This is a genomic window from Streptomyces sp. NPDC005791 (genome assembly GCF_042871485.1).
Classification (GTDB): domain Bacteria; phylum Actinomycetota; class Actinomycetes; order Streptomycetales; family Streptomycetaceae; genus Streptomyces.
Genome location: NZ_JBIAIP010000017.1, coordinates 113,606 through 133,027 on the forward strand (window position 1 = coordinate 113,606; position 19,422 = coordinate 133,027).

Genomic DNA, 19,422 nt, shown 5'->3' on the forward strand with positions numbered 1-19,422 from the left:
GCGGCGGGCTTCCGGCCCGCCGCGCCGCCGTGATCAGCGTCGTCAGGCCGGATCACACGTCAGTTCACTTTCAGGCAGGGCGAGTTCGATGCCGAAGTCCTTCAGGCGGCCGAGGTTGTCACGGACGGCCGCTGCTCCCTGGTCCAGGTCGGTGTAGTCGAGCGGCGCCATGGCCATCCGCTCCAGGCACTTCTCCACGGCGATGTTGGTGGAGTGGTCGTGTCGGGGCATCAGCCAGTGCTGGTAGTCGTGCTGCCAGAGGCTGAGTACCGCCTTGTCGTTGGTGAGCCGTACCTTGTCGAGGGTCTCCTTTTGCAACTGGGCCGCCTGTGCGCTGTTCATGCCGATGTGGGACCAGGGCGAGGCCGGATCGGTGGGATCGTCCGCCTTGATCTCCAGCACCTCCCGGTCTTGCCAGAGCGGCATGGTCTCGTCGGTGATGGAGAACTTGGAGAGGGCGTAGTGCCCGGAGTACTGCTGCAGGAGGTAGTCCTGCGTGTCCTGGAACATCCCGGGGTCCTCGCCCGGGTACCCGACGATGAAGAGGCCGTAGTACGACAGCCCACTCGCGCTGAGCAGCTCGACGGCCCTTCGGTTCTGCTTCACGGAGACCCGCTTGCTCATCCGTTTCAGCGTGTCGTCGTTCATCGACTCGAAGCCGATGTGGAGCTGGAAGCAGTGGGCGGCCTTGAGTCCCGCCACCAGCTCCGCCGAATTGATCGTGTTGGCACGGCTGAACCCCTCCCACCTCGGGATACCCGAATCCGGGAGGATCTCCAGGAGCCGGCGCAGCCGGGTCGGCGGAATGGTGAAGGTCGAATCCATTGCCGAGATGACGTCCGCGCCGTTCTGCTCGGAATAAGCGATCCAGTCATCGCGTATCTTCTCGGCGGATTTGTATCGCCATTTGGGTGAAGCGGCCGGGAACGAACAGAATTTGCAGTCGAACGGACAGCCCCGCATGGACTCGTAGGGGACGACCGTCTGGTCGCCGAGGACGAGCGGCGAGGGGAAGTCGTCGATGTCGACGTACTCGGTCGGATTGATGCGGATGTTGTCCTCGTCGCGCCACACGAGATTCGGCACGGCGCTCAGCTCACCCCGTCCCGCCAGTGCGTCGAGGGTCTTGGGCAGGGCGATCTCCCCGTCGCCGCGGACCACCGCGACGATCTCCGGGAAATCGCGCATGGCGGACATGAACTTGAGGTTGGTGAACTGGCCGCCCGCCACGATCCGCGTGCCGGGGAGGTTCTCCCTCACCCACCGCACGGCCGAGGCGAGAATCGGACCGTTCCAGATGTACGTGGTCGACAGGAGCACCACGTCCACGTCACCGGCGGGCGCCTTTGCGCGACCCACCCAGACGTCTTCCAGGTCGAGGCGCTCGAAACTGTGACCGCTGTTCTCCAGGATCGACAGGAGGGTGACCGTCGTCAGGTGGGGAGTGGTGTCCGAGCGTGGCCTGAGCAGGGCGTACTGCCGCCCTTGCTGGGTGAAGGCGAGCCGCTCCAGGTCCAGGTCCGTGCTTCCGGCCCGCCGGAGCATCTCGCCGGCCGCGGCGGACGGATTTGCGGTGAAGAGGGAGCCTTCCAGATAGGGTGAATTCATGTTTGCGGGCCCGAGCCCGCTCAGTAGTAGAAAGCGCACGAGTCCGGCTCTCCTGTGGTGAGGTCATGGCCACCCGAATAGGGACTCAAGCGATCGTTTCAGGTCACTGCTGGGCATCGTCTGGACGGATTCTCCGCGTCGCGAATCCCTGGCCCGTGGGCGTGCCGCCGGGCACCCGGACGGCCCGGTGGGGTTTCTCGTGGGCGCTTGCGAGACGGGTTCTTATACGTGTAAAGTTATTGGCGTCTTCATGGAACTTGCCGTCCGGTCGCGGCAGTGCTGCGCGCTCCCGGGCCGGACGGTCGTGCCCGAAAGGTGGGGAATCCCATGGCCACGGCAGAGGGTCTGCACAGCCGTGCCGACGGCGGGGAGGTGGTCGACGGCGACGGCGGCCCCGAGCATGACCCGGGCGGTCCGGCCGAAACCTCCAGGCAGGTGCTCCTGCGTCTGCTCCGCCCCTACCGCATCAGCCTCGTCGCGGTCTTCGTCCTCCAGATCGTCAGCTCCCTCGCGGGCCTCGCACCGCTGATCGCGGTGGTTGAGCTCGGCCGCGTGCTGCTCGACCCGGGTCCGATGGACCGCGACGCCGCCTGGGCCGCCGTCTGGATCGCCGTCGCCGGTCTGATCTTCCGTGTCGTACTCGCCGCGGCATCAGGCGGGATCGCCCATCTCGTCGACGGCAAACTGCAGTTGTCGCTGCGGCGGCTGCTGGCCCAACGCCTCGGCAAGGTGCCGCTCGGCTGGTACTCCCGGCACAGCTCCGGCGAGATCAACGGCGTGGTGCAGGGTGACGTGGACCAACTGCACCATCTGATCGCCCACGCGCCGGTCGAGGCCACGTCAGCCGTCGTCGTCCCGCTCGCCTCGCTGGCGTATCTCGCCTGGGTGGACTGGCGGTTGACGCTCGTCGCACTCGTGCCGGTCCTCCTCGGCCTGCTGCTGCAGCGCGTGTTGCAGAGCGAGGAGCGGCAGCAGGAGGGGCGCAGGATGGGTGAGGCCATGGGGCGCATCGGTGCCGCCTCCGTCGAGTTCGTCGAGGGCATTTCGGTCGTCAAGACCTTCGGCGGCGGCGGGCGGGCCCATCAGCGCTACCGCAAAGCCGCTGACGAGTTCGCCGACTTCTTCCTCAGCTACGTGGCGGGGGCCGCAGGGCTCGCTTCGCTGGCAGCGCTGGTGCTCTCCCCTCCGTTCGTCCTGCTGCTGGTCCTGGCTGGCGGTGCGGCCCTGATCTCCGCCGACGCCATGCCGCCCGCCGACCTGCTGCCGTTCCCCCTGCTGGCCGTCGCGCTGACCGCGCCCATCGCCGCGCTGGGGCACGGCCTGGACAACGTGCACGCTGCCGAGCGGTCCGCGGAGCGGATCCGGGCGATGCTGAACGTGCCGCCGCTGCCCGAGCCGGTCAGGCCGGCCGAACCTCACGGCGACCGCGTGGAGTTCCGCGACGTCAGCTTCGCCTACGACTCCGGCCGTCCCGTGCTGCACGGGATCGACCTGGTCCTCGAACCGGGCACCACGACCGCGCTCGTCGGCCCCTCGGGTGCGGGCAAATCCACCCTGGCCCAGCTGGTCCCGCGGTTCTCCGATCCGACCAGCGGCTCGGTGTTCCTCGGCGGTGCCGACATGCGCGACATCCGGAGCGAGCAGCTGTACCGCCATGTCTCCTTCGTGCTCCAGGACGTCCGGCTGCTGCGCGCCGGTATCGCCGAGAACATCGCTCTCGCGGTGCCGGAGGCCGCCCGCGAGGCCGTCGAGCGCGCGGCAAGGGCAGCGGGTATCCACGAGCGGATCCAGTCGATGCCTCGCGGATACGACTCCGTGATCGGCGAGGACGTGGGTCTCTCCGGCGGCGAGGCGCAGCGCCTCTCCATCGCACGGGCCCTGCTCGTCGACGCGCCTGTACTGGTCCTCGACGAGGCGATGTCCTTCGCCGACGCGAAGACCGAGGCCGAGATCCGCGCCGCTCTCGAGACCCTCACCCGGGGCCGTACACAACTGGTGATCGCACACCGGCTTGAGACCGTCGCCAGGGCCGACCGGATCGTGGTCATGGAGGACGGCCGGATCGTGGAGAGCGGAACCTTCCGAGAGCTGCAGGCCATCAACGGGAAATTCGCCGCCATGTGGCGTGCCCAGCGCGCGCGTACCGACCGGAAGAGGGAGAACCACCGATGATCAGGCTGTTGCTGCGGGTCCTGGGTGAACGGCACTCGGGCCCCCTCCGCCGGACCGTCGCGCTGATGTCCGTCGGCGCCGTCGTGGAGGGACTGTCCTACGCGCTCCTCATCCCGCTGCTGCGGGCCCTGCTCAAGGACGACGCGCAGGATGCCTGGCCGTGGCTGGCCGCCTTCACCGCGGCCGTCCTGGTGACCTCCGTGCTCGGCTACTTCAGCGACAAGTCCGGGTTCCGCATCGGAGGTGAGCTCTCCAGAGGCCTGCACCAGAGGCTCGGTGATCACCTCTCCGGGCTGCCGCTGGGCTGGTTCACGCCAGGCCGGGTCGGGGACGTCTCCGGGCTCACCAGCCGGAGCGTGATGGAGGTCATGTCGGTACCGGCCCACCGGCTGCGGCCCCTGATCAACGCCACCCTGATCCCGCTCTCCGTGGTCGTGGTGCTCTTCTTCTTCGACTGGCGCCTCGCCCTCGCCGGCGTCGTCGCCGTCCCGCTGATCACCGGTGTGCAGCGCTGGACGTCGAAGGCGACCGCCCGCGAGGACGCCGACCGGGCCCGCAGCAGTGACGAAGCCTCGGGCCGCGTCGTCGAGTTCGTCCGTGCCCAGCCGGTGTTGCGCGCCGGAGGCCGCACGGGCGAGCGGTTCGGCCTGCTGGACGATGCGCTGCACCGGCAGTGGCGCAGCAGCCGGCGTGCGGCCCTCAGCGGCGTGCCCGGCATGCTCGGGCTCACGTTCTCCGCACAGGCCGTCTTCACCGCCGTGCTCGCCCTCGGTGTGTACTGGACGCTGGACGGCAGCCTCGGGGCCCCTGAGCTGCTGGCGATCCTGGTCTTGGCGGCCCGCTGCATCGAACCCCTGCTGTCCCTCGCCGACCTGGGCGGCATCATGCGGGTCTCCCGCGGTGAGCTGGAACGCATCGACGCGGTCCTGGCCGAGCCCCCGCTGCCGCATGCCGAGCAGCCGGCGGTCCCGGCCCACGACGGCGTCGAACTGGAGCGGGTCGGCTTCCGGCGCGGTGAGCGCCGCGTGCTCGACGGGCTGTCCCTGGAGGTCGGGCGGGGACGACGCGTGGCCGTCGTCGGGTCCTCGGGTGCGGGCAAGAGCACGCTGCTCCAGCTCGTCGCCAGGTTCCACGACGTCGACTCGGGTGTGGTGCGCCTCGGCGGGGTGGACGTACGCGATATCGACAGTGAGGAGCTGATGTCCCGGCTGTCCGTGGTCTTCCAGGACGTCTACCTCTTCGAGGGCTCCATCGAGGACAACATCCGGATCGGCCGGCCCGGCGCCACACCCGAGGACGTGCGGGCCGCAGGCGCCGCCGCCTTCCTGGACGAGGTGGTGGACCGGCTGCCCGACGGCTGGGACACCCAGGTCGGCGAGGGCGGTGCCGCGCTGTCGGGAGGCGAGCGGCAGCGGGTCTCGATCGCCCGCGCCCTGCTGAAGGACGCCCCCGTGCTGCTGCTCGACGAGGCCACCTCGGCCCTCGACCCGGAGAGCGAGGCAGCCGTCCAGGACGGCCTCGACCGCCTCATGGCGGGCCGTACGGTCATCATGGTCGCGCACCGCCTCAGCACGGTCGAGCACGCCGATCTGATCGCCTTCATAGAGGACGGCCGGATCGTCGAACAGGGCACGCACGAGGAACTCGTCCGCAGCGGCGGCCGGTACGCCGACTTCTGGAGCATCGCCGCACACGGCGTGGGGTGAGGGCGCGGCGGCGACCGCTCGCCCGGCGCACACCGTCCGAAACACAGGGGGTAGGGATGTCACGCAGCACGCCAAGGCCGCCGGTCGATCTCCGTAGGGAGGTCTCCGCGCTGCTGGAGGGCGAACCGGAACTCGACGACGACGCGAACCTCATCGAACTGGGCATGCAGTCAATCCAGTTGATGACGCTAGTCAACCGGCTGAACCGGTCGGGAGCCGGCGTCGACTTCACCGAGATGGCCAAGGACCCACGCCTGCGAGCCTGGGACGCGCTGCTGGCCTCGCGCCGGGCGACGCCCGCGGCGGAGACGGAGGCCGCCGCAGGCACGGCCGCCGTCGACGAGCATGCGCCCTTTTCGCTGACAGCGGTCCAGCAGGCCTACTGGATCGGCCGGAGCACCGACCGCCCTCTCGGCGGTGTCGGATGCCACGCCTATCTGGAGATCGACACCCGAGGCGTGGCGGCGGAGCGCCTTGAGCGGGCCGTGACAGCGCTCGTGCGCCGACACCCCATGCTCCGCGCCTCGTTCGCGGATGACGGGACACAGCGGGCCGGCGAGAGCGTCACCTGGCCCGGGCTGACGGTCCACGACCTCACGGAACTCCCGGCTGACGCCACCGAGGGCGCCCTCCTGGATCTGCGGGAACGTCTCTCGCACCGTGTGCTCGACGTCGCCCGCGGCCAGGTGATCGACGTCCGGCTCAGCCTCCACCCCGGCGGTGCGCAGCGCATCCACATCAACGCCGACCTGCTGGTCGCCGATGTGCACAGCATCCGGCTGCTCCTCTCCGACCTGGCGGCTCTCTACACCGATCCGGCGAGCGTCGCCGAGCTGCGGTACACCTTCCCTCAGTACCTCGCGGACACCGCCGTTCCGAGGGCAGCCGGGCGCGAGCGGGCACGGGCGTACTGGCAGCGCCGGCTGCCGGAACTCCCCGGCGGTCCCGGCCTCCCCCTGGCGGTGGACCCCGGCGAGATCGGGGTACCGCGTTTCGTTCGGCGCGGGCACACTCTGACTCCCGAGGAGTGGACGGAGCTCCAGCGCCGGGCAGCCGATCACGGTCTCACCCCGGCCGTGCTGCTGGTCACCGCCTTCGCCGAGATCCTTGCGCGTTGGAGCGGACGGGACCGGTTCCTGCTCAACATCCCGCTGTTCGACCGCGATCGGGGCCTCCACCCCGACATCGAGCGCATCGTCGCCGACTTCACCAGCCTGTTGCTCCTTGAGGTCGACCTGTCAGGCGACGGCGGCTTCGCCGACCGGGCCCGCGCAATCCAGCGGCGACTGCACGAGGACGTCGGCCACGCCGCGTACTCCGGGGTCGACGTGTTGCGCGACTTCGTCCGCTCGGACGCCGGAACCCCGCGTACGGCGCCCGTGGTCTTCGCCTGCAACCTCGACGCCCCCCTGGTGCCGGACGACTTCGCCGCCCACTTCGGCGAGCTGTCCTGGATGGTCTCCCAGACGCCCCAGGTCTGGCTCGACCATCAGGTGTACGGCACCCGGGAGGGCGGTCTGTTGCTGGCCTGGGACGCCGTCGAGGCGCTCTTCCCGGAGGGCGTGATCGACACCATGTTCGCGGCGTACACCGGTCTGGTGCGGCGTCTGGCAGCTGCGGACTGGGCCCTCCCGCAGGACATACCCCTGCCCGCATATCAGTTCCGATGTCGGGCCGAAGCGAACTCGGCGACCCGGCGGGAGAGCGGTCGCCTCCTGCACCAGGCGTTCTTCGAGCGGGCCGACGGCAGGGCCGGGGCGCCCGCGCTGCTCTGGGGGGACGAGGGCCGGCTCAGCCACGGTGAACTGGCTGACCGGGCGCTGCGTGTGGCCGGCGCACTGGTCGATCGGGGAGTCGGGCCGGGCAGCCCGGTAGTCGTCACCGCCCCCAAGGGCCCGGACCAGATCGCCGCGGTGCTCGGCATCCTCGCGGCGGGCGGCACATACATACCCGTCGGTGTCGATCAGCCCGCCGAGCGCAGGGCGCGCATCCATGCACTCAGCCGCTGCGTACTCGTCCTGGACGGCACCGGCGCGACGCCACCACCGGGCTCCGGGACGCCCCGTCTGTCCCTCACCGAGGCCCTCCGGGCGGTCCCGCTGGCCGCCCCGGTGCCGATATCCGTCGACGAGACCGCGTACGTGATCTTCACCTCCGGTTCCACCGGCACGCCCAAGGGCGTCGAGGTCAGCCACCGTGCCGCGGTCAACACCGTGGAGGACATCGACGAGCGGTACGGGCTGGGGCCCCGGGACCGCGTGCTGGCCGTCTCCGCCCTGGACTTCGACCTCTCGGTGTGGGACGTGTTCGGTCCCCTCGCCGAGGGCGGCGCCCTGGTACTGGTCGACGAGATCGATCGACGCGATGCCCACCAATGGCTCGCGCTGTGTGCGCGCCACGCCGTCACCGTGTGGAACTCCGTGCCCGCGCTGATGGACATGCTTCTCACCGCGACCGGAGAAGCGCCTCTTCCCGGGACCCTGCGCCTGGCGCTGCTCTCGGGTGACTGGATCGGTCTCGACCTCCCCGGGCGGCTGAGCCGCGCGACGGCCGGCCGGTGCGGGCTGGTCAGCCTCGGGGGTGCCACCGAGGCGGCGATCTGGTCCAACGCCCACGAGGTCACCACCGTGCCTGCGCACTGGCGGTCCATTCCGTACGGCAGGCCACTGGCCAACCAGCGGTTCCGTGTCGTCGACCCGCGCGGCCGGGACTGCCCGGACTGGGTGCCCGGAGAGCTGTGGATCGGCGGCACGGGCGTGGCACAGGGCTACCGAGGTGACCTCGAACTGACAAGGGAACGCTTTCCCCATACCGCGGGCGAACGATGGTACCGCACCGGTGACCAGGGTCGCTACTGGCCGGACGGCACGCTCGAGTTCCTGGGCCGCATCGACCACCAGGTCAAGATCAACGGATTCCGGGTCGAGCTGGGTGAGATCGAGTCCGTGTTCCAGGCGCACCCCGCGGTCTCGCAGGTCCTCGCCGTCGTCGTCGGTGACCGGACGCGGGAGATCACGGCGGCCTTCCTTCCTGCCCCGGCCTCCGCTCCCGGCCAGGCTGCGGCGTCAAGGCCGCGAGACGCCGCCGGCCTGGGACGGGAAGCCTGCGAGCAGGAAGCGGAGTTGACGGAGATCCTGCTCGCCGCCCTGCTGGACCCCCTGCTCGCCGCCGACGGTGCGAAGGCCGCCAGGGGCACCCTGCCCGTGGCGGTGACGAGCTGCCAGCCAGTGGCCTCCTGGCTGGAGTTCCTTCAGAAGCGGGAGGTCCTGCGCTGCTCGGCCGGGAACGTGGTCCGCGGCCCCCGCTGGCCCGCGGCCCGCGACCGGGAGCGGGCCGCCGCGCTGCGCGACCGGATCTCCGGAACCTACCTCCAGCCGGTCGTGGACAGCTGGGCCGGTGCGATGCCCCTGCTCGCGGCAGTGCTCGCCGGGACGGCCGACATCGACGCCCTGGCCGACGATCCCGTCCTGTCTCCCGACGGGCTCACGCTCCAACTGCCCGGCGTCGCGGCCTGCCTGGACAGCATCGCCCAGGAGGTGGAGGCACTGCATGCGGACGGTGCCCGGACGCTCGACGTCGCCGAGTGGTCGGGCGGGGCCGGCCGGGGCGCCACCGCACTGCTGGAACGGATCAAGCCGAGTACGGTCGACTACGTGCTGCTCGATCCGCGGGAGACCCGGATCGAAGCTGCCGAGGCCAGGATCGCCGGCTCCGGGCGGCAGGCCCGGGCGGTCCGGCAGGACGCCCGCGCCGTACCCGAGTCACGACTCGCCGCCTTCGACGTGCTCGTGGTGAACGACGCCTTGGGCCGGGAGCCGGAGCCGGACGCCGCAGCGCGGGCGCTGGCCCTGCTGGGCAGGCCCGGCAGCCGGCTGTTCGTCGTCGCCAGGGAGGAGGAGTCCCCTCTCGCGGTCCCGACGGTGTCCACCCGGTCTCCGGCCGCCGGCACGGCGCAGTGGCTGCGGGCCCTGGAACAGGCAGGGTTCTGCCGTGTCGAGGTGTCCGGGCGCGAGCTCGACGGCGTCGTTCTGATCACCGCCCGGCGCCCCGAACGGGACCGGGCCGGCCGCGTCACCGACCCTGCGGCGCTCCGGTCCTGGCTCGCCGACCGGCTCCCCGCCCATATGATCCCCGGCTTCCTCGTCGGCCTCGCCGAGATGCCGCTGAGCGCCAACGGCAAGGTGGACCGGCGGTGGGTCCAGCAGGCCGTCATGGGGGCCGCCGCCCCGGCCGGGGGCGCCGAGGATCCCCCGCAGGGCCCCGTGGAGGACGCCGTGGCGGAGCTCTGGGCGGGTGTCCTGGGTGCGCCCGTGACCGCCCGGGGCGCGAGCTTCTTCGCCCTGGGCGGGGACAGCCTGGCGGCGACCCGTCTGGTGGCCGCCATCCGCGGTCGACTGGGCGTGGAGCTACCGATGCGCGAGGTCCTGCGCGTTCCTACGGTGGCGGGAATGGGGGCGCTGGTGGGCGAGTTGCGGGACGTACGCGACCTGGACCCGGGTCAGGACGGTGACGGTCCGCCGGGAGCGGTCGGCGAACCGCCCGTGGAGTTCGAGGAGGGCGAGCTGTGATCCCGGCGGACACCGGTGCGTCCTGTGCGCTGCGTATCTTCTCCCGGCGTCCGCACGCGCGGTCACGGTTGATCTGCTTCCCCCACGCGGGCGGGGCCGCCGGCGGCTCTCGCAGCTGGTCCCTGGACGCACCCTGGGACGTCGAGGTGTGCGCGGTGCAGTACCCCGGCCGTGGAGACCGCTTCCAGGAGCCCGCCGCCACGGACATGGAGAGCCTCCTGGACGACCTTGTCCCGGCACTGACCGAGGGGCGGACCGACGGCGAGCTCGCCTCCGCCGTGTTCTTCGGGCACAGCATGGGCGCGGCCGTGGCCTACGAGGCCGCTCGAAGGCTCGCCGTGACCGGACATGCGCCGGCGGCACTCGTCGTCTCCGGCCAGCCGGCACCCGCGCGGACCCGGGGCGGTGCGCTCAGCCTCGCCACCGACGCCGAACTTCTCGCGGACCTGAGGAGGCTCGGCGGCACAGCCGGGGACGTCTTGGACAACAAGGCCCTCCTGGAAGCCCTGTTGCCCGCCATCCGGAGCGACTACCGGCTCATCGAGACCTACCGGCCGCTGCCGGGCGGGCCGTTGGGTATCCCGGTGACCGTGCTGTACGCGGAGGACGACCCGGAGGTCACCGCGGACGAGGCCGCCGCCTGGGCCGGGGTCACCACCGGTCCGCACGCGCTGGAGGCCTTCACGGGAGGCCACTTCTATCTGGAGACCGGGCGTGCCACCGTACTCCCGCGCGTGTTCGCGGCGGTACGCGCGGCACTCCCCGAGACCGCCTTCGCCTGGCCGTCCACACCGTGACGCGCCGTCGGGCGACGTCGGCCGCACCACTGCCTACCGAATCTGCAGGAAGGATCCCCATGCTGGAGGGCTGTGTGCCTTGGCCTGAACCGCTGGCTCAGACGTACAGGGAGGAGGGGTACTGGAACGCGGAGGTCCTCGGGGCCCGGCTCGCACGCACACCCGAACAGCGTGCCCGGACCGCCCTGGTGACGGCAGCCGACGAGGTCACCCACGAGGAGCTCGACCGCGCGGCCGACCGCAGGGCCGCCGGCCTGCTGCGCGCGGGCCTCCTGGCCGGCGACCGGGTGGTCGTCCAACTCGTCAACGACGTGGACCTCGTGGTGCTGAGCCTGGCGCTCTTCAGGGCCGCTGTCCTGCCGGTGTACGCCCTGCCCGCGCACCGCACCACGGAGATCGCCCACCTCGTCGCCACGTCCGGGGCCGTCGCCTACGTCTGCCAGGAACGGGCGCCAGACTGCGACTTCCGGCTCGTCGCCCGGGAGGTGTCCGACCGGACGGAGAGCCTGCGGCACGTCTTCGTGGCGGGTGACCCGGGCCCGTACACCGCCCTGTCCCACGTCGACGCCGACCCTGTCGCCCTGCCCGAGCCGGATCCCGAGGACGTCGCGCTGTTCCTCCTGTCCGGTGGAACCTCGGGACCGCCGAAGCTGATCCCGCGTACGCACGCGGACTATGCGTACCAACTGCGGGAGACGGCGCGCCTGTGCGAGGTCGGGCCGGGCAGCGTCTATCTCGCGGCGCTGCCCGTGGAGCACAACTTCGCCCTCGGCTGCCCCGGCGTCCTGGGTACGCTGCGCGCCGGAGGAACGGCTGTGCTCGCCCCGGCGCCCACCGCGGACGTGTGCTTCCCGCTCATCGAACGGGCCGGAGTGACGCTCACCTCGCTGGTGCCCCCGCTGGTGCCGCTGTGGCTCGACGCGGCCGAATGGACGGACCACGACCTGTCGTCCCTGCGGGTCGTCCAGGTGGGCGGCTCCCGCCTGGCCCCGGAGACGGCCCGTGAGGTGCCGAAGGCTCTCGGCTGCACGCTTCAGCAGGTGTACGGGATGGCCGAGGGACTGCTCAACTACACCCGGCTCGACGATCCGGAGGACGTGATCGTCCACACGCAGGGGCGACCGCTGTCACCGGCGGACGAGGTGCGGGTGATCAGGGAGGACGGGGCCGAGGCAGGACCGGGGGAGACAGGGGAGCTGTTCACCCGCGGGCCGTACACCCTGCGCGGCTACTACCGCGCGGGGGAGCGCAACCGGACCCGGTTCACCGAGGACGGCTTCTACCGCACGGGTGACCTGGTGCGCCGGACCCCGGAGGGCAACTTCGAGGTGGTCGGCAGGACCAACGACGTGGTCAACCGAGGTGGGGAGAAGGTCCCGACGCTGGAGGTGGAGGAGCATCTGCTCGCCGCCTTCGCGCTCCGCGGAGCAGCTGTGATCGCTCTGCCCGACCCCATGATGGGCGAGCGGACCTGCGCCTGCGTGGTGCCCAAGGACAGCGCGCACCCGCCGACCCTGAGGGACGTACAGGCGGCGTTCCGGGGCCAGGGGGTGGCCGGCTACAAGGTGCCCGACCGGTTGGTGATCCTGGAGCGGCTGCCGATGACCGGCGTCGGAAAGGTCGACAAGCGAGCCCTGCTCGCGAGTCTGAAGAGCTGAACGGAGACGGGCCGTGGGGCCCGGATCACCGCCGGCCACAGCGGGCGGTGATCCGGGCCCCACGGTCATGTCGCCTTCCGCGCCGGACCGGTCCGCGAGAGCAGCCCGTCGATGATGGCCACCAGACCGTCGCGGTGGGTGTCCCGTGAGGTGATCTCGTCCCACTGGCCGGCGAGCGAGGCGAGCCGCGGGAACATTTCGGGCGTCAGAGCGGCGAAGGCCTTGTCGCGGTGCGGAGGCCGTTCGAGCCCGGCGTGGCGTCGGTCGCGGTTCACCCGGATGGTGAGCTCGCCCGCGGTGTAGTACCAGATGACGCGGTAGGTGTAGACGGCCTCCTCCGGGCTGAGTCCGCACGCGATCCCCGCGTCGATCATGTTCTCCACGATCCACAGTGCGGACACGGCCATGAGGTCGTCGGAGGCGAGGACCTCCACGATCCACGGACACTCGGCAAGGATGTCGTGCAGCGCCTGGCTCGACGTGATCAGGCGTTCACGCGGCTCGTCCGGCAGTTCGGGGCGCGGAAACTGCTGGGCGTGACGTTCGAGCAGCAGGAGCAGCAGGTCGTCCTTGTCGCGCACGTGGTGGTAGAGCGCCATCGCGGTGCTCGACAGCTCCTGCGCCAGCCGGCGCATCGACAGGTGCTCCGGTCCTTCCTCGTCCAGGAGGTGCTGGGCTGCCGTGAGGATGGCCTCCTGGGATAGGCGAGGCGGACGGCCGGTTCTGCCTGTGCGTCTGGTCTGAGGCGTCATTCCTTCGTCTTCCTGTTGCTCGTGCCGGGTGTGAGGTGCGGCTTCGGTCGCGTGGCGGTGACCGCCCGGCGGGAGTACGGGGTCGCCGCCCCGCTGTGGACCGGCGGCCTCATGCCGGGGGCTGGCCGGGCGGCCGGTTACGTCATCATGCCCGGTTCGCCGGCCGGGACCTCCGTCAGCCGTGCCGTCGTCAGCGGAAGGTGACGCACGATCCATTCGGCGGTGTCCTGCGGCGGCAGCGTAGCGGCCATGACGTGGACACCGGACGGGACACGGCCCCTCGTCACCTCGTGGGCGGTGATCGAGGCGATCACCGCCACCAGACCGGTCACGTCCGTACAGTGCAGGAGCGCGTTCCGCCGCACCGGGTTGCCGTCGGGCGTCAGCCCGTCAAGCGTGCCATACATCACCTGGTACGGGGAACTTCCGACCGCGTCCAGCAGGCTGGCTCTGGCCAGTTCCCGGGCCGCGGCCATGAGCGCTCCGCCGTCGCCCGCGGCGGGATGGTGGAGGGCGAATCTGTCGAGGAAGGCGGGGACGCCTGGCCCCTTGAGCACCTCGTGCCAGTGGGTCTCCTGCAGCCCCAGGAGGTAGGCCTGTTGCCGCAGTTCCTCAGGGAGGACGTGGCGGACGGCGACGGCATGGGGAGACAGCGGCGGGGGCGCCGCCGGCTCCTGGGGAACGGGACAGGCTTCCGCGGCCGGCCGGTCGTCGACGTGCTCACGTCCGGCACGAGGGCGTTCGTCGCCCGGGAGCTCGACCGCATGACGCCTTCCGAGCAGACAGGAGACCGCCGTATGCGGCGGGATGGCGCCGAGACCGCCCCACCAGCCGCTGAAGCGGGTCGCGGAATCGAGCCCTCCGGCCAGCCAGCGCGGCGCCCAGCCGGCCAGGGTGCCCGCAAGGCCCGTGAAGAGCACGGCCGAACACGCGCCCGCCGGGGAACGGGAGCTGCCGTCGTCCGTCATGCCCACGTAGTGGACGCCGCCCGCGAGGACCGCCGCGCGGACCCGGCCGCTGAGCGAGAACGCCGTCCCGGAGCAGTCGAGCACGGTGGCGCAGCCACGGGTGAAGTGCGTCAAGCTCTGGCTGCTGGCGGCGTCGACCACCATGGCCTCCGCGCAGTCGCCCAGTTGCCGGGCGAACTGCCAGGCCTTTTCGGCGGAGCGTCCGCCGATCCGCAGACGGTAGCCGTGCTCGGCGGCGAGGAAGCGGGCCGCGGCCGCGCCCACGTCCCCGTACCCACCGAGGATTCCGATCATGGGTGCGGTGGCGATGCTCATGCGTGCTCTCCCGGGTGTGCCGCGTGCCCGCCGAGCAGGCCCTCGACGATGTCCGAGAGCGCCTCCCTGTGGGTGTCGCGCGCGATGAGCGTGGACCAGCGGTCGGCCAGCGAGGTCACACGGGGGAAGTCTTCGGGCGACAGGGTCGCGAACACCTGCTCGCGCTCGGTGGGCCGGGTCAGTTCGGCATGGTGCCGGCGGCTGGTCGTGCGGATCAGCAGGCGGCCGACCGTGAAGTGCCAGATGGCCTGATGCGCCTGGGCCGCCTCTTCGGGGGTGAGACCGCACTCGACCGCCGCGTCGAGCAGAGCCTCCATGACCCACAGCGAGGACACGGCCAGAAGATCGGGGGAGGCGAGGATCTCGTTGAGGAAGGGGTACTGGGCGAGGACGTCGTGGAGCAGCTGGGCGGCCGCCACCAGCCTCTCGCGTGGTTCCTCCGGCAGATCCGGCCAGGTGCGGTCCCGGGATCGCGCGGCGACCAGCAGGAGCAGCAACTCGTGCCGGTCGCGCACGTGGTGGTAGAGGGCCATCGGTGTGATGGCGAGCTCTCTGGCGAGCCGGCGCATGGACAGGTGCCGCGGTCCCTCACTGTCGAGGATGTGCAGCGCGGCCGTGACGATGGTGTCCTGCGAGAGGGGTGCGGACCGACGTCCACCGTCCCCGCGCCCGTTCCGGGGCTTCATCCCTGCGTCTCCCATCAGTGGTGGAGCTGTCTGGTCCGTACTCCGGCCGCGGTCCGGATCACTTCTCCGCGCCGGGTTCTTCGGGACGGGGGTGACATCGCCAGGAGCTCGGGCTACAGTTATTGTACGCGTACGTCTTACAAGTATAAAAACCCGGGGGTCAACGTGGAAGTCGGCTTCGGGGCCAGGGCCGGAGCGGTCTGTGGCCGCCGCTCTTGGGTGAGGGGGGCGACTCCCCGATAGGCGGGTCCTGTCGCGCATCGCCGTGCGGTGCGACGAACAGGGCCGGGCGGCCCGGCACTCCCCCGTGCAAAAGCGCCGGGCCGCCTCAATATTCTCCGTCGCTGCCGCCTTGGTTTCGGCCGGGACCCAGCGGCGGGCAATTGCGGTCGGCTTGAATTCAGTCATGACTTCGTCAAGTCCGGCTGTGGGGAGAATAGTTGTTGAATTGAGTCGAGTGGTTGGGTAGAGTCCCTCTCGTTTCGGCCGCTCCTGGAGATTCCGGGAGAGTTTTGCGGGGGGGTGCGCCCATCCAGGGTGTCGGCTTTTTCTGGTGTCAGTGACGCCCTGCTGCGTATTGCGATGAAGTGCTTCGAGTGTCCCTGCTTGCCAAAACGTTCCTCTGATTTTTTTTACTGGCAAGCAGTTGATGTCTGTGGCATCATGCTGCGGCGACTTCCTTGTTGCGCATCGTTAATATTCCCTAAATTCTCTCCTGCGAGGATCGTGTCGAATATTTTCCGCCCTTGTAGTGGTCAATTTCGGTCGTCAGCTGCAGGAGGAAGAACCGTGGATTTCTCGTATCAATCGGCTACCGTGCGCACAACTGTCGAGCCGCTGGTCGCGGCAACGGGTCTCGCCGCGTCGGGCTTGTTCGCCACCTATGTCGTGTACGAAGCGCCGGACGCCTGGTCGGTGGCCGGCGGAGTCGCGGCCGAGGTCATACTGAAACCGGACACCGTGCGATGCACGAAGGGCGGTGAAACCGTCGAACGCCCATGGCACGGGGACCCGTTGGCACCGGTGCGTGAGTTCCTGGACAGCCTTGAACTGGCCGACTGGCGAGCGTACGGGTGGAGTGCCTTCGAGCTCGCCTACGCCGTCGCTGGCCGGCCGGTCCGCCACGACGTCCTGCTCCATCTCGTTGTTCCCCGGACAGAGGTACGCCTCTCAGGGCACCAGGCCCTCCTGCGCGGTCTTGACCCGCAGGAGATCGCTCTCGTCGCAAAGGTCCTGGCCGGCCTGGAGCGGGTACCGGACACCAGGGGCCGACCGGTCGACGTAAACATCGAGGACGGCGCGGACACCTACCGTGCCTCCGTCGGCTCCGTCGTGGACCGCATACGCGCCGGACATCTGCAGAAGGCCGTGGTGTCCCGGATCGTCCCCGTCACCGCTGACATCGACCTTCCGGCGAGCTATCTCGCCGGACGCCGTGCCAACACCCCCGCCCGCTCCTATCTGTTGAACATGGGAGGTCTCCAGGCCCTGGGGTTCAGCCCGGAGACCGTCGTGGAGGTCGGGGCCGACGGCACCGTCGCCAGCCAGCCGCTGGCCGGCACCCGGGCCCTGACCGGCGATGCCGACGAGGACAGGCGGCTGCGCGAGCATCTCCTCGCGGATCCCAAGGAACTCCACGAGCACGCCATCTCGGTCAAGGTCGCCGTCGACGAACTCGCCGGGCCCTGCGAGCCGGAGACGGTGGTCGTGCAGGAGTACATGGTGATCAAGGAGCGGGGCTCTGTGCAGCACCTCGCCTCCAAGGTCGTGGGCCGGATGGCGGGGGACGTCGGCCCCTGGGACGCCTTCGCCGCCGTCTTCCCCGCCGTCACCGCCTCGGGCGTGCCCAAGCACGCCGCGTACGACGTCATCTCGGCCTTCGAGCCACGGGAGAGAGGCCCCTACGCGGGCACGGTGATGACGGTGGGGCAGGACGGCTCCATGGATGCCGCGCTCGCCCTGCGCAGCGTCTTCCGCCGGGACGGCGAGTGCTGGCTCCAGGCCGGTGCCGGCATCGTCGGACAGTCCGTACCCGAGCGGGAGCTGGAGGAGACCAGGGAGAAGCTGAGGTGTGTGGCCGACTCCCTGGTGGCGTGTGCGACCGAGTACGGAGCCGTGACGCAGGTCGCTGCGTCCGAGAAGCGTCGGTGACTCCGACCGCTGTCAGAAGCGGTCCGGTGACCGCGACCACGACCTTAGGAGGCGACAGGGCCATGCCGACAGCGGGGGAGCCCTTAGAGGTGCAGCTGTTGGGTCCGGTACGTGCTTGGCGCAGTGGCAGAGAAATCATCCTCGGACCGCCCAAACAGCGAGCCGTCTTCGCACTGCTGGCCGGCCGTGCGAACGACGTCGTGAGCGTGGACCACATCATCGACGCGGTGTGGGGCGGAGACATCCCGCAGACCGCGGCGAACGGTGTCCACACCTATGTGGCCGGTCTGCGCCGGGTCCTCGAACCGGAGCGCAGCAGGCGGGAGAGCGGTGAACTGCTGATCTCGACCGCCGGCGGATACGCGCTGCAGACCGATCCCGGGACGGTTGATGCCACGGTCTTCGCCCGCTGCCACGCTCAGGCGAGGCGCGCACGGGCGGAGGGGAGACTCCAGGAGGCGCTGGACACCGCGGAGTCCGCGCTGTCCCTGTGGCGCGGGGAGGCGCACTCCGGCGTTCCCGGCCCTTTCGCGGCGATGGAGCGGACGAGGCTCCAGGATCTCCGGCTCACGGCGGTCGAGGAGTGGGCCGCCGACATGCTGGAGGCGGACCGGCCCGTCGAGGCGGTCACCGTGCTGCTCGGGGCCGTGGCCGAGGAGCCGCTGCGCGAGAAGCTGCGCTGGCTGCTGATGACGGCGCTGTACCGCTGCGGGCGCCAGGCGCACGCGCTGGAGGTCTACGCCGAGACCCGGCGGATGCTGCGGCATGAGCTCGGCATAGATCCCAGTACCGAACTGCGCACGCTGCACCAGCAGATCCTGACCGGGAGCCCGCTCACGCCGACCGGGTCCGCCGGTGCACCGGCCGTCACCGGGGCGGGCGCCCCTGTGTCCGCCCCGGAGCCCCCCGCGACCCGCCTGATGCTCGCGGAGACACCCAGGCCCGCCCAACTTCCGCCCTTGGCACGGGGTTTCGTGGGGCGTTCCCGGGAACTGGAACACCTGGCACGGCTGCTCACCCAGAACGACCCGCCGGGACCCTCCACCCCCGTCGTCGTCGTCGACGGACCGGCCGGAGTGGGCAAGAGCGCCTTCACACTCGAACTGGCCCACAGGCTGTCCGAGCGCTTTCCGGACGGGCAGCTCTACATCGACCTGTACGGCACGAGTATGGAGGGGCGTTCGCTCAGCGCCTCGGAAGCCCTGCTCCAGGTACTGCGGAGCCTCGGGGTCGCCGACGCCCGTATCCCAGCGGATCCAGCGGGCCGGGCCACGCTCTACCGGAGTCTCCTGCACGGCAAGCGCGTCCTCGTGATGCTCGACGACGTGCTCAGCGCCGACCAGCTGCGGCCGCTGATACCGGGCAGTTCGTCCTGCGTGATCAGCACCGGCCGGCAGCGCCTGGGCGGCCTCGCCGTCCGGGACGGGGCGCATCTGCTCCGGCTCGACCCGCTCGGCACCCAGGACGCCCTAGCGCTGCTCCGGTGTCTCAGCGGAGACCGGTTGCGGCATCAGGAGGCCGTGGCAAGGCGCCTTGTGGGGCTGTCCGCAGGACTGCCGCTGGCGCTGCGCATCATGGCCGAGACGCTGGCCGCCAACCCGGATGTGCCCCTGGCGGCCCTGGTCGAGCATGTCGCCGAGGAACACGGCCGACTCGACCGGCTGGCGGCGGGAGGTGATTCGACGAGCCTGCATGCCCTGTTCGAGACGTGCTACCAGGCACTGCCCGCCGAGGCGGCGAGGATGTTCCGGCTCCTCGGGCTCCTCAGTAACGGGCCGGTCACCCTGTCGGCCGCCGCCGACCTGACCGGCACCCCGGAGCCGGAGGCGGCGGTCACGCTGGAGACACTCACCCGCCGCCATCTGCTCGTCGAGACCGGAAACGGCCTGTACCGGTTCAACGAGCTAGTGCGGCTCTACGCCGCCGAGTGCGCCGAACGCGAGCCGCTGACCCATCGAAGCGCCGCCGTCGCGCGTCTGCAGGCAACCCCTTCGGTCGCGTAAGCGGCCGGCTCCCTGTGCCCCGTGGTGCCTTCTGGTGC

11 protein-coding genes are annotated in these 19,422 nt (G+C 70.6%); 7 read left to right on the forward strand and 4 right to left on the reverse strand.

Annotated elements, in window-relative coordinates; genetic code table 11:
- Positions 1-42: 42 nt before the first annotated feature.
- Complete coding sequence (locus tag ACFYSH_RS28765) at positions 43-1,608, reverse strand: radical SAM protein (protein ID WP_359468780.1); 1,566 nt, start codon at positions 1,606-1,608, stop codon at positions 43-45.
- A gap of 327 nt (positions 1,609-1,935) precedes the next feature.
- Between ACFYSH_RS28765 and ACFYSH_RS28770 the strand changes: the two genes are divergently transcribed.
- From ACFYSH_RS28770 to ACFYSH_RS28790, 5 genes are read left to right on the forward strand one after another with little or no spacing between them, the layout of a single operon-like run.
- The gene (locus ACFYSH_RS28770; RefSeq protein WP_359468777.1) at positions 1,936-3,780 is read left to right on the forward strand and encodes an ABC transporter ATP-binding protein; all 1,845 of its coding nucleotides are present in this window, start codon (positions 1,936-1,938) and stop codon (positions 3,778-3,780) included.
- Positions 3,777-5,486: an ABC transporter ATP-binding protein gene (locus tag ACFYSH_RS28775; RefSeq protein WP_359468774.1), complete on the forward strand. Its 1,710-nt coding sequence runs from the start codon at positions 3,777-3,779 to the stop codon at positions 5,484-5,486. Before ACFYSH_RS28770 ends, ACFYSH_RS28775 begins: the two co-directional genes overlap by 4 nt.
- Before the next feature lie 56 nt (positions 5,487-5,542).
- Positions 5,543-10,054 (forward strand): amino acid adenylation domain-containing protein, encoded by a 4,512-nt coding sequence (locus ACFYSH_RS28780; protein ID WP_359468771.1) that lies wholly within the window; start codon positions 5,543-5,545, stop codon positions 10,052-10,054.
- The gene (locus tag ACFYSH_RS28785) at positions 10,051-10,851 is read left to right on the forward strand and encodes an alpha/beta fold hydrolase (protein WP_359468768.1); all 801 of its coding nucleotides are present in this window, start codon (positions 10,051-10,053) and stop codon (positions 10,849-10,851) included. The genes ACFYSH_RS28780 and ACFYSH_RS28785 overlap by 4 nt, the downstream gene beginning before the upstream one ends.
- Positions 10,852-10,910: 59 nt before the next feature.
- Positions 10,911-12,509, forward strand: a complete 1,599-nt coding sequence (locus ACFYSH_RS28790) for a (2,3-dihydroxybenzoyl)adenylate synthase (RefSeq protein WP_388756292.1) — start codon at positions 10,911-10,913, stop codon at positions 12,507-12,509.
- A 65-nt stretch (positions 12,510-12,574) separates the two neighbouring features.
- Here ACFYSH_RS28790 and ACFYSH_RS28795 read toward each other — a convergent pair whose 3' ends face one another.
- From ACFYSH_RS28795 to ACFYSH_RS28805, 3 genes are all read right to left on the reverse strand, one after another.
- Positions 12,575-13,261 (reverse strand): TetR/AcrR family transcriptional regulator, encoded by a 687-nt coding sequence (locus ACFYSH_RS28795; RefSeq protein WP_359468762.1) that lies wholly within the window; start codon positions 13,259-13,261, stop codon positions 12,575-12,577.
- Between the two features lie 137 nt (positions 13,262-13,398).
- Entirely contained in the window at positions 13,399-14,544 is a 1,146-nt protein-coding gene (locus tag ACFYSH_RS28800) for a saccharopine dehydrogenase NADP-binding domain-containing protein (protein WP_359468759.1), read from the reverse strand.
- Positions 14,541-15,230: a TetR/AcrR family transcriptional regulator C-terminal domain-containing protein gene (locus ACFYSH_RS28805; RefSeq protein WP_359468756.1), complete on the reverse strand. Its 690-nt coding sequence runs from the start codon at positions 15,228-15,230 to the stop codon at positions 14,541-14,543. Before ACFYSH_RS28805 ends, ACFYSH_RS28800 begins: the two co-directional genes overlap by 4 nt.
- Before the next feature lie 816 nt (positions 15,231-16,046).
- Between ACFYSH_RS28805 and ACFYSH_RS28810 the strand changes: the two genes are divergently transcribed.
- Both ACFYSH_RS28810 and ACFYSH_RS28815 read left to right on the forward strand, forming a co-directional pair.
- Entirely contained in the window at positions 16,047-17,381 is a 1,335-nt protein-coding gene (locus ACFYSH_RS28810) for a salicylate synthase (RefSeq protein WP_359468754.1), read from the forward strand.
- Positions 17,382-17,470: 89 nt separating this feature from the next.
- Positions 17,471-19,384 (forward strand): BTAD domain-containing putative transcriptional regulator, encoded by a 1,914-nt coding sequence (locus tag ACFYSH_RS28815; RefSeq protein ID WP_359468752.1) that lies wholly within the window; start codon positions 17,471-17,473, stop codon positions 19,382-19,384.
- Positions 19,385-19,422: the final 38 nt, after the last annotated feature.

What these genes read in the sequence shown, in the direction of transcription:
- ACFYSH_RS28790 (WP_388756292.1), top strand. Translation starts at nt 10,911, where the DNA reads ATGCTGGAGGGCTGTGTGCCTTGGCCTGAACCGCTGGCTCAGACGTAC.
- ACFYSH_RS28780 (WP_359468771.1), top strand. Translation starts at nt 5,543, where the DNA reads ATGTCACGCAGCACGCCAAGGCCGCCGGTCGATCTCCGTAGGGAGGTC.
- ACFYSH_RS28805 (WP_359468756.1), bottom strand. Translation starts at nt 15,230, where the DNA reads ATGAAGCCCCGGAACGGGCGCGGGGACGGTGGACGTCGGTCCGCACCC.
- ACFYSH_RS28765 (WP_359468780.1), bottom strand. Translation starts at nt 1,608, where the DNA reads ATGAATTCACCCTATCTGGAAGGCTCCCTCTTCACCGCAAATCCGTCC.
- ACFYSH_RS28775 (WP_359468774.1), top strand. Translation starts at nt 3,777, where the DNA reads ATGATCAGGCTGTTGCTGCGGGTCCTGGGTGAACGGCACTCGGGCCCC.
- ACFYSH_RS28770 (WP_359468777.1), top strand. Translation starts at nt 1,936, where the DNA reads ATGGCCACGGCAGAGGGTCTGCACAGCCGTGCCGACGGCGGGGAGGTG.
- ACFYSH_RS28795 (WP_359468762.1), bottom strand. Translation starts at nt 13,261, where the DNA reads ATGACGCCTCAGACCAGACGCACAGGCAGAACCGGCCGTCCGCCTCGC.
- ACFYSH_RS28800 (WP_359468759.1), bottom strand. Translation starts at nt 14,544, where the DNA reads ATGAGCATCGCCACCGCACCCATGATCGGAATCCTCGGTGGGTACGGG.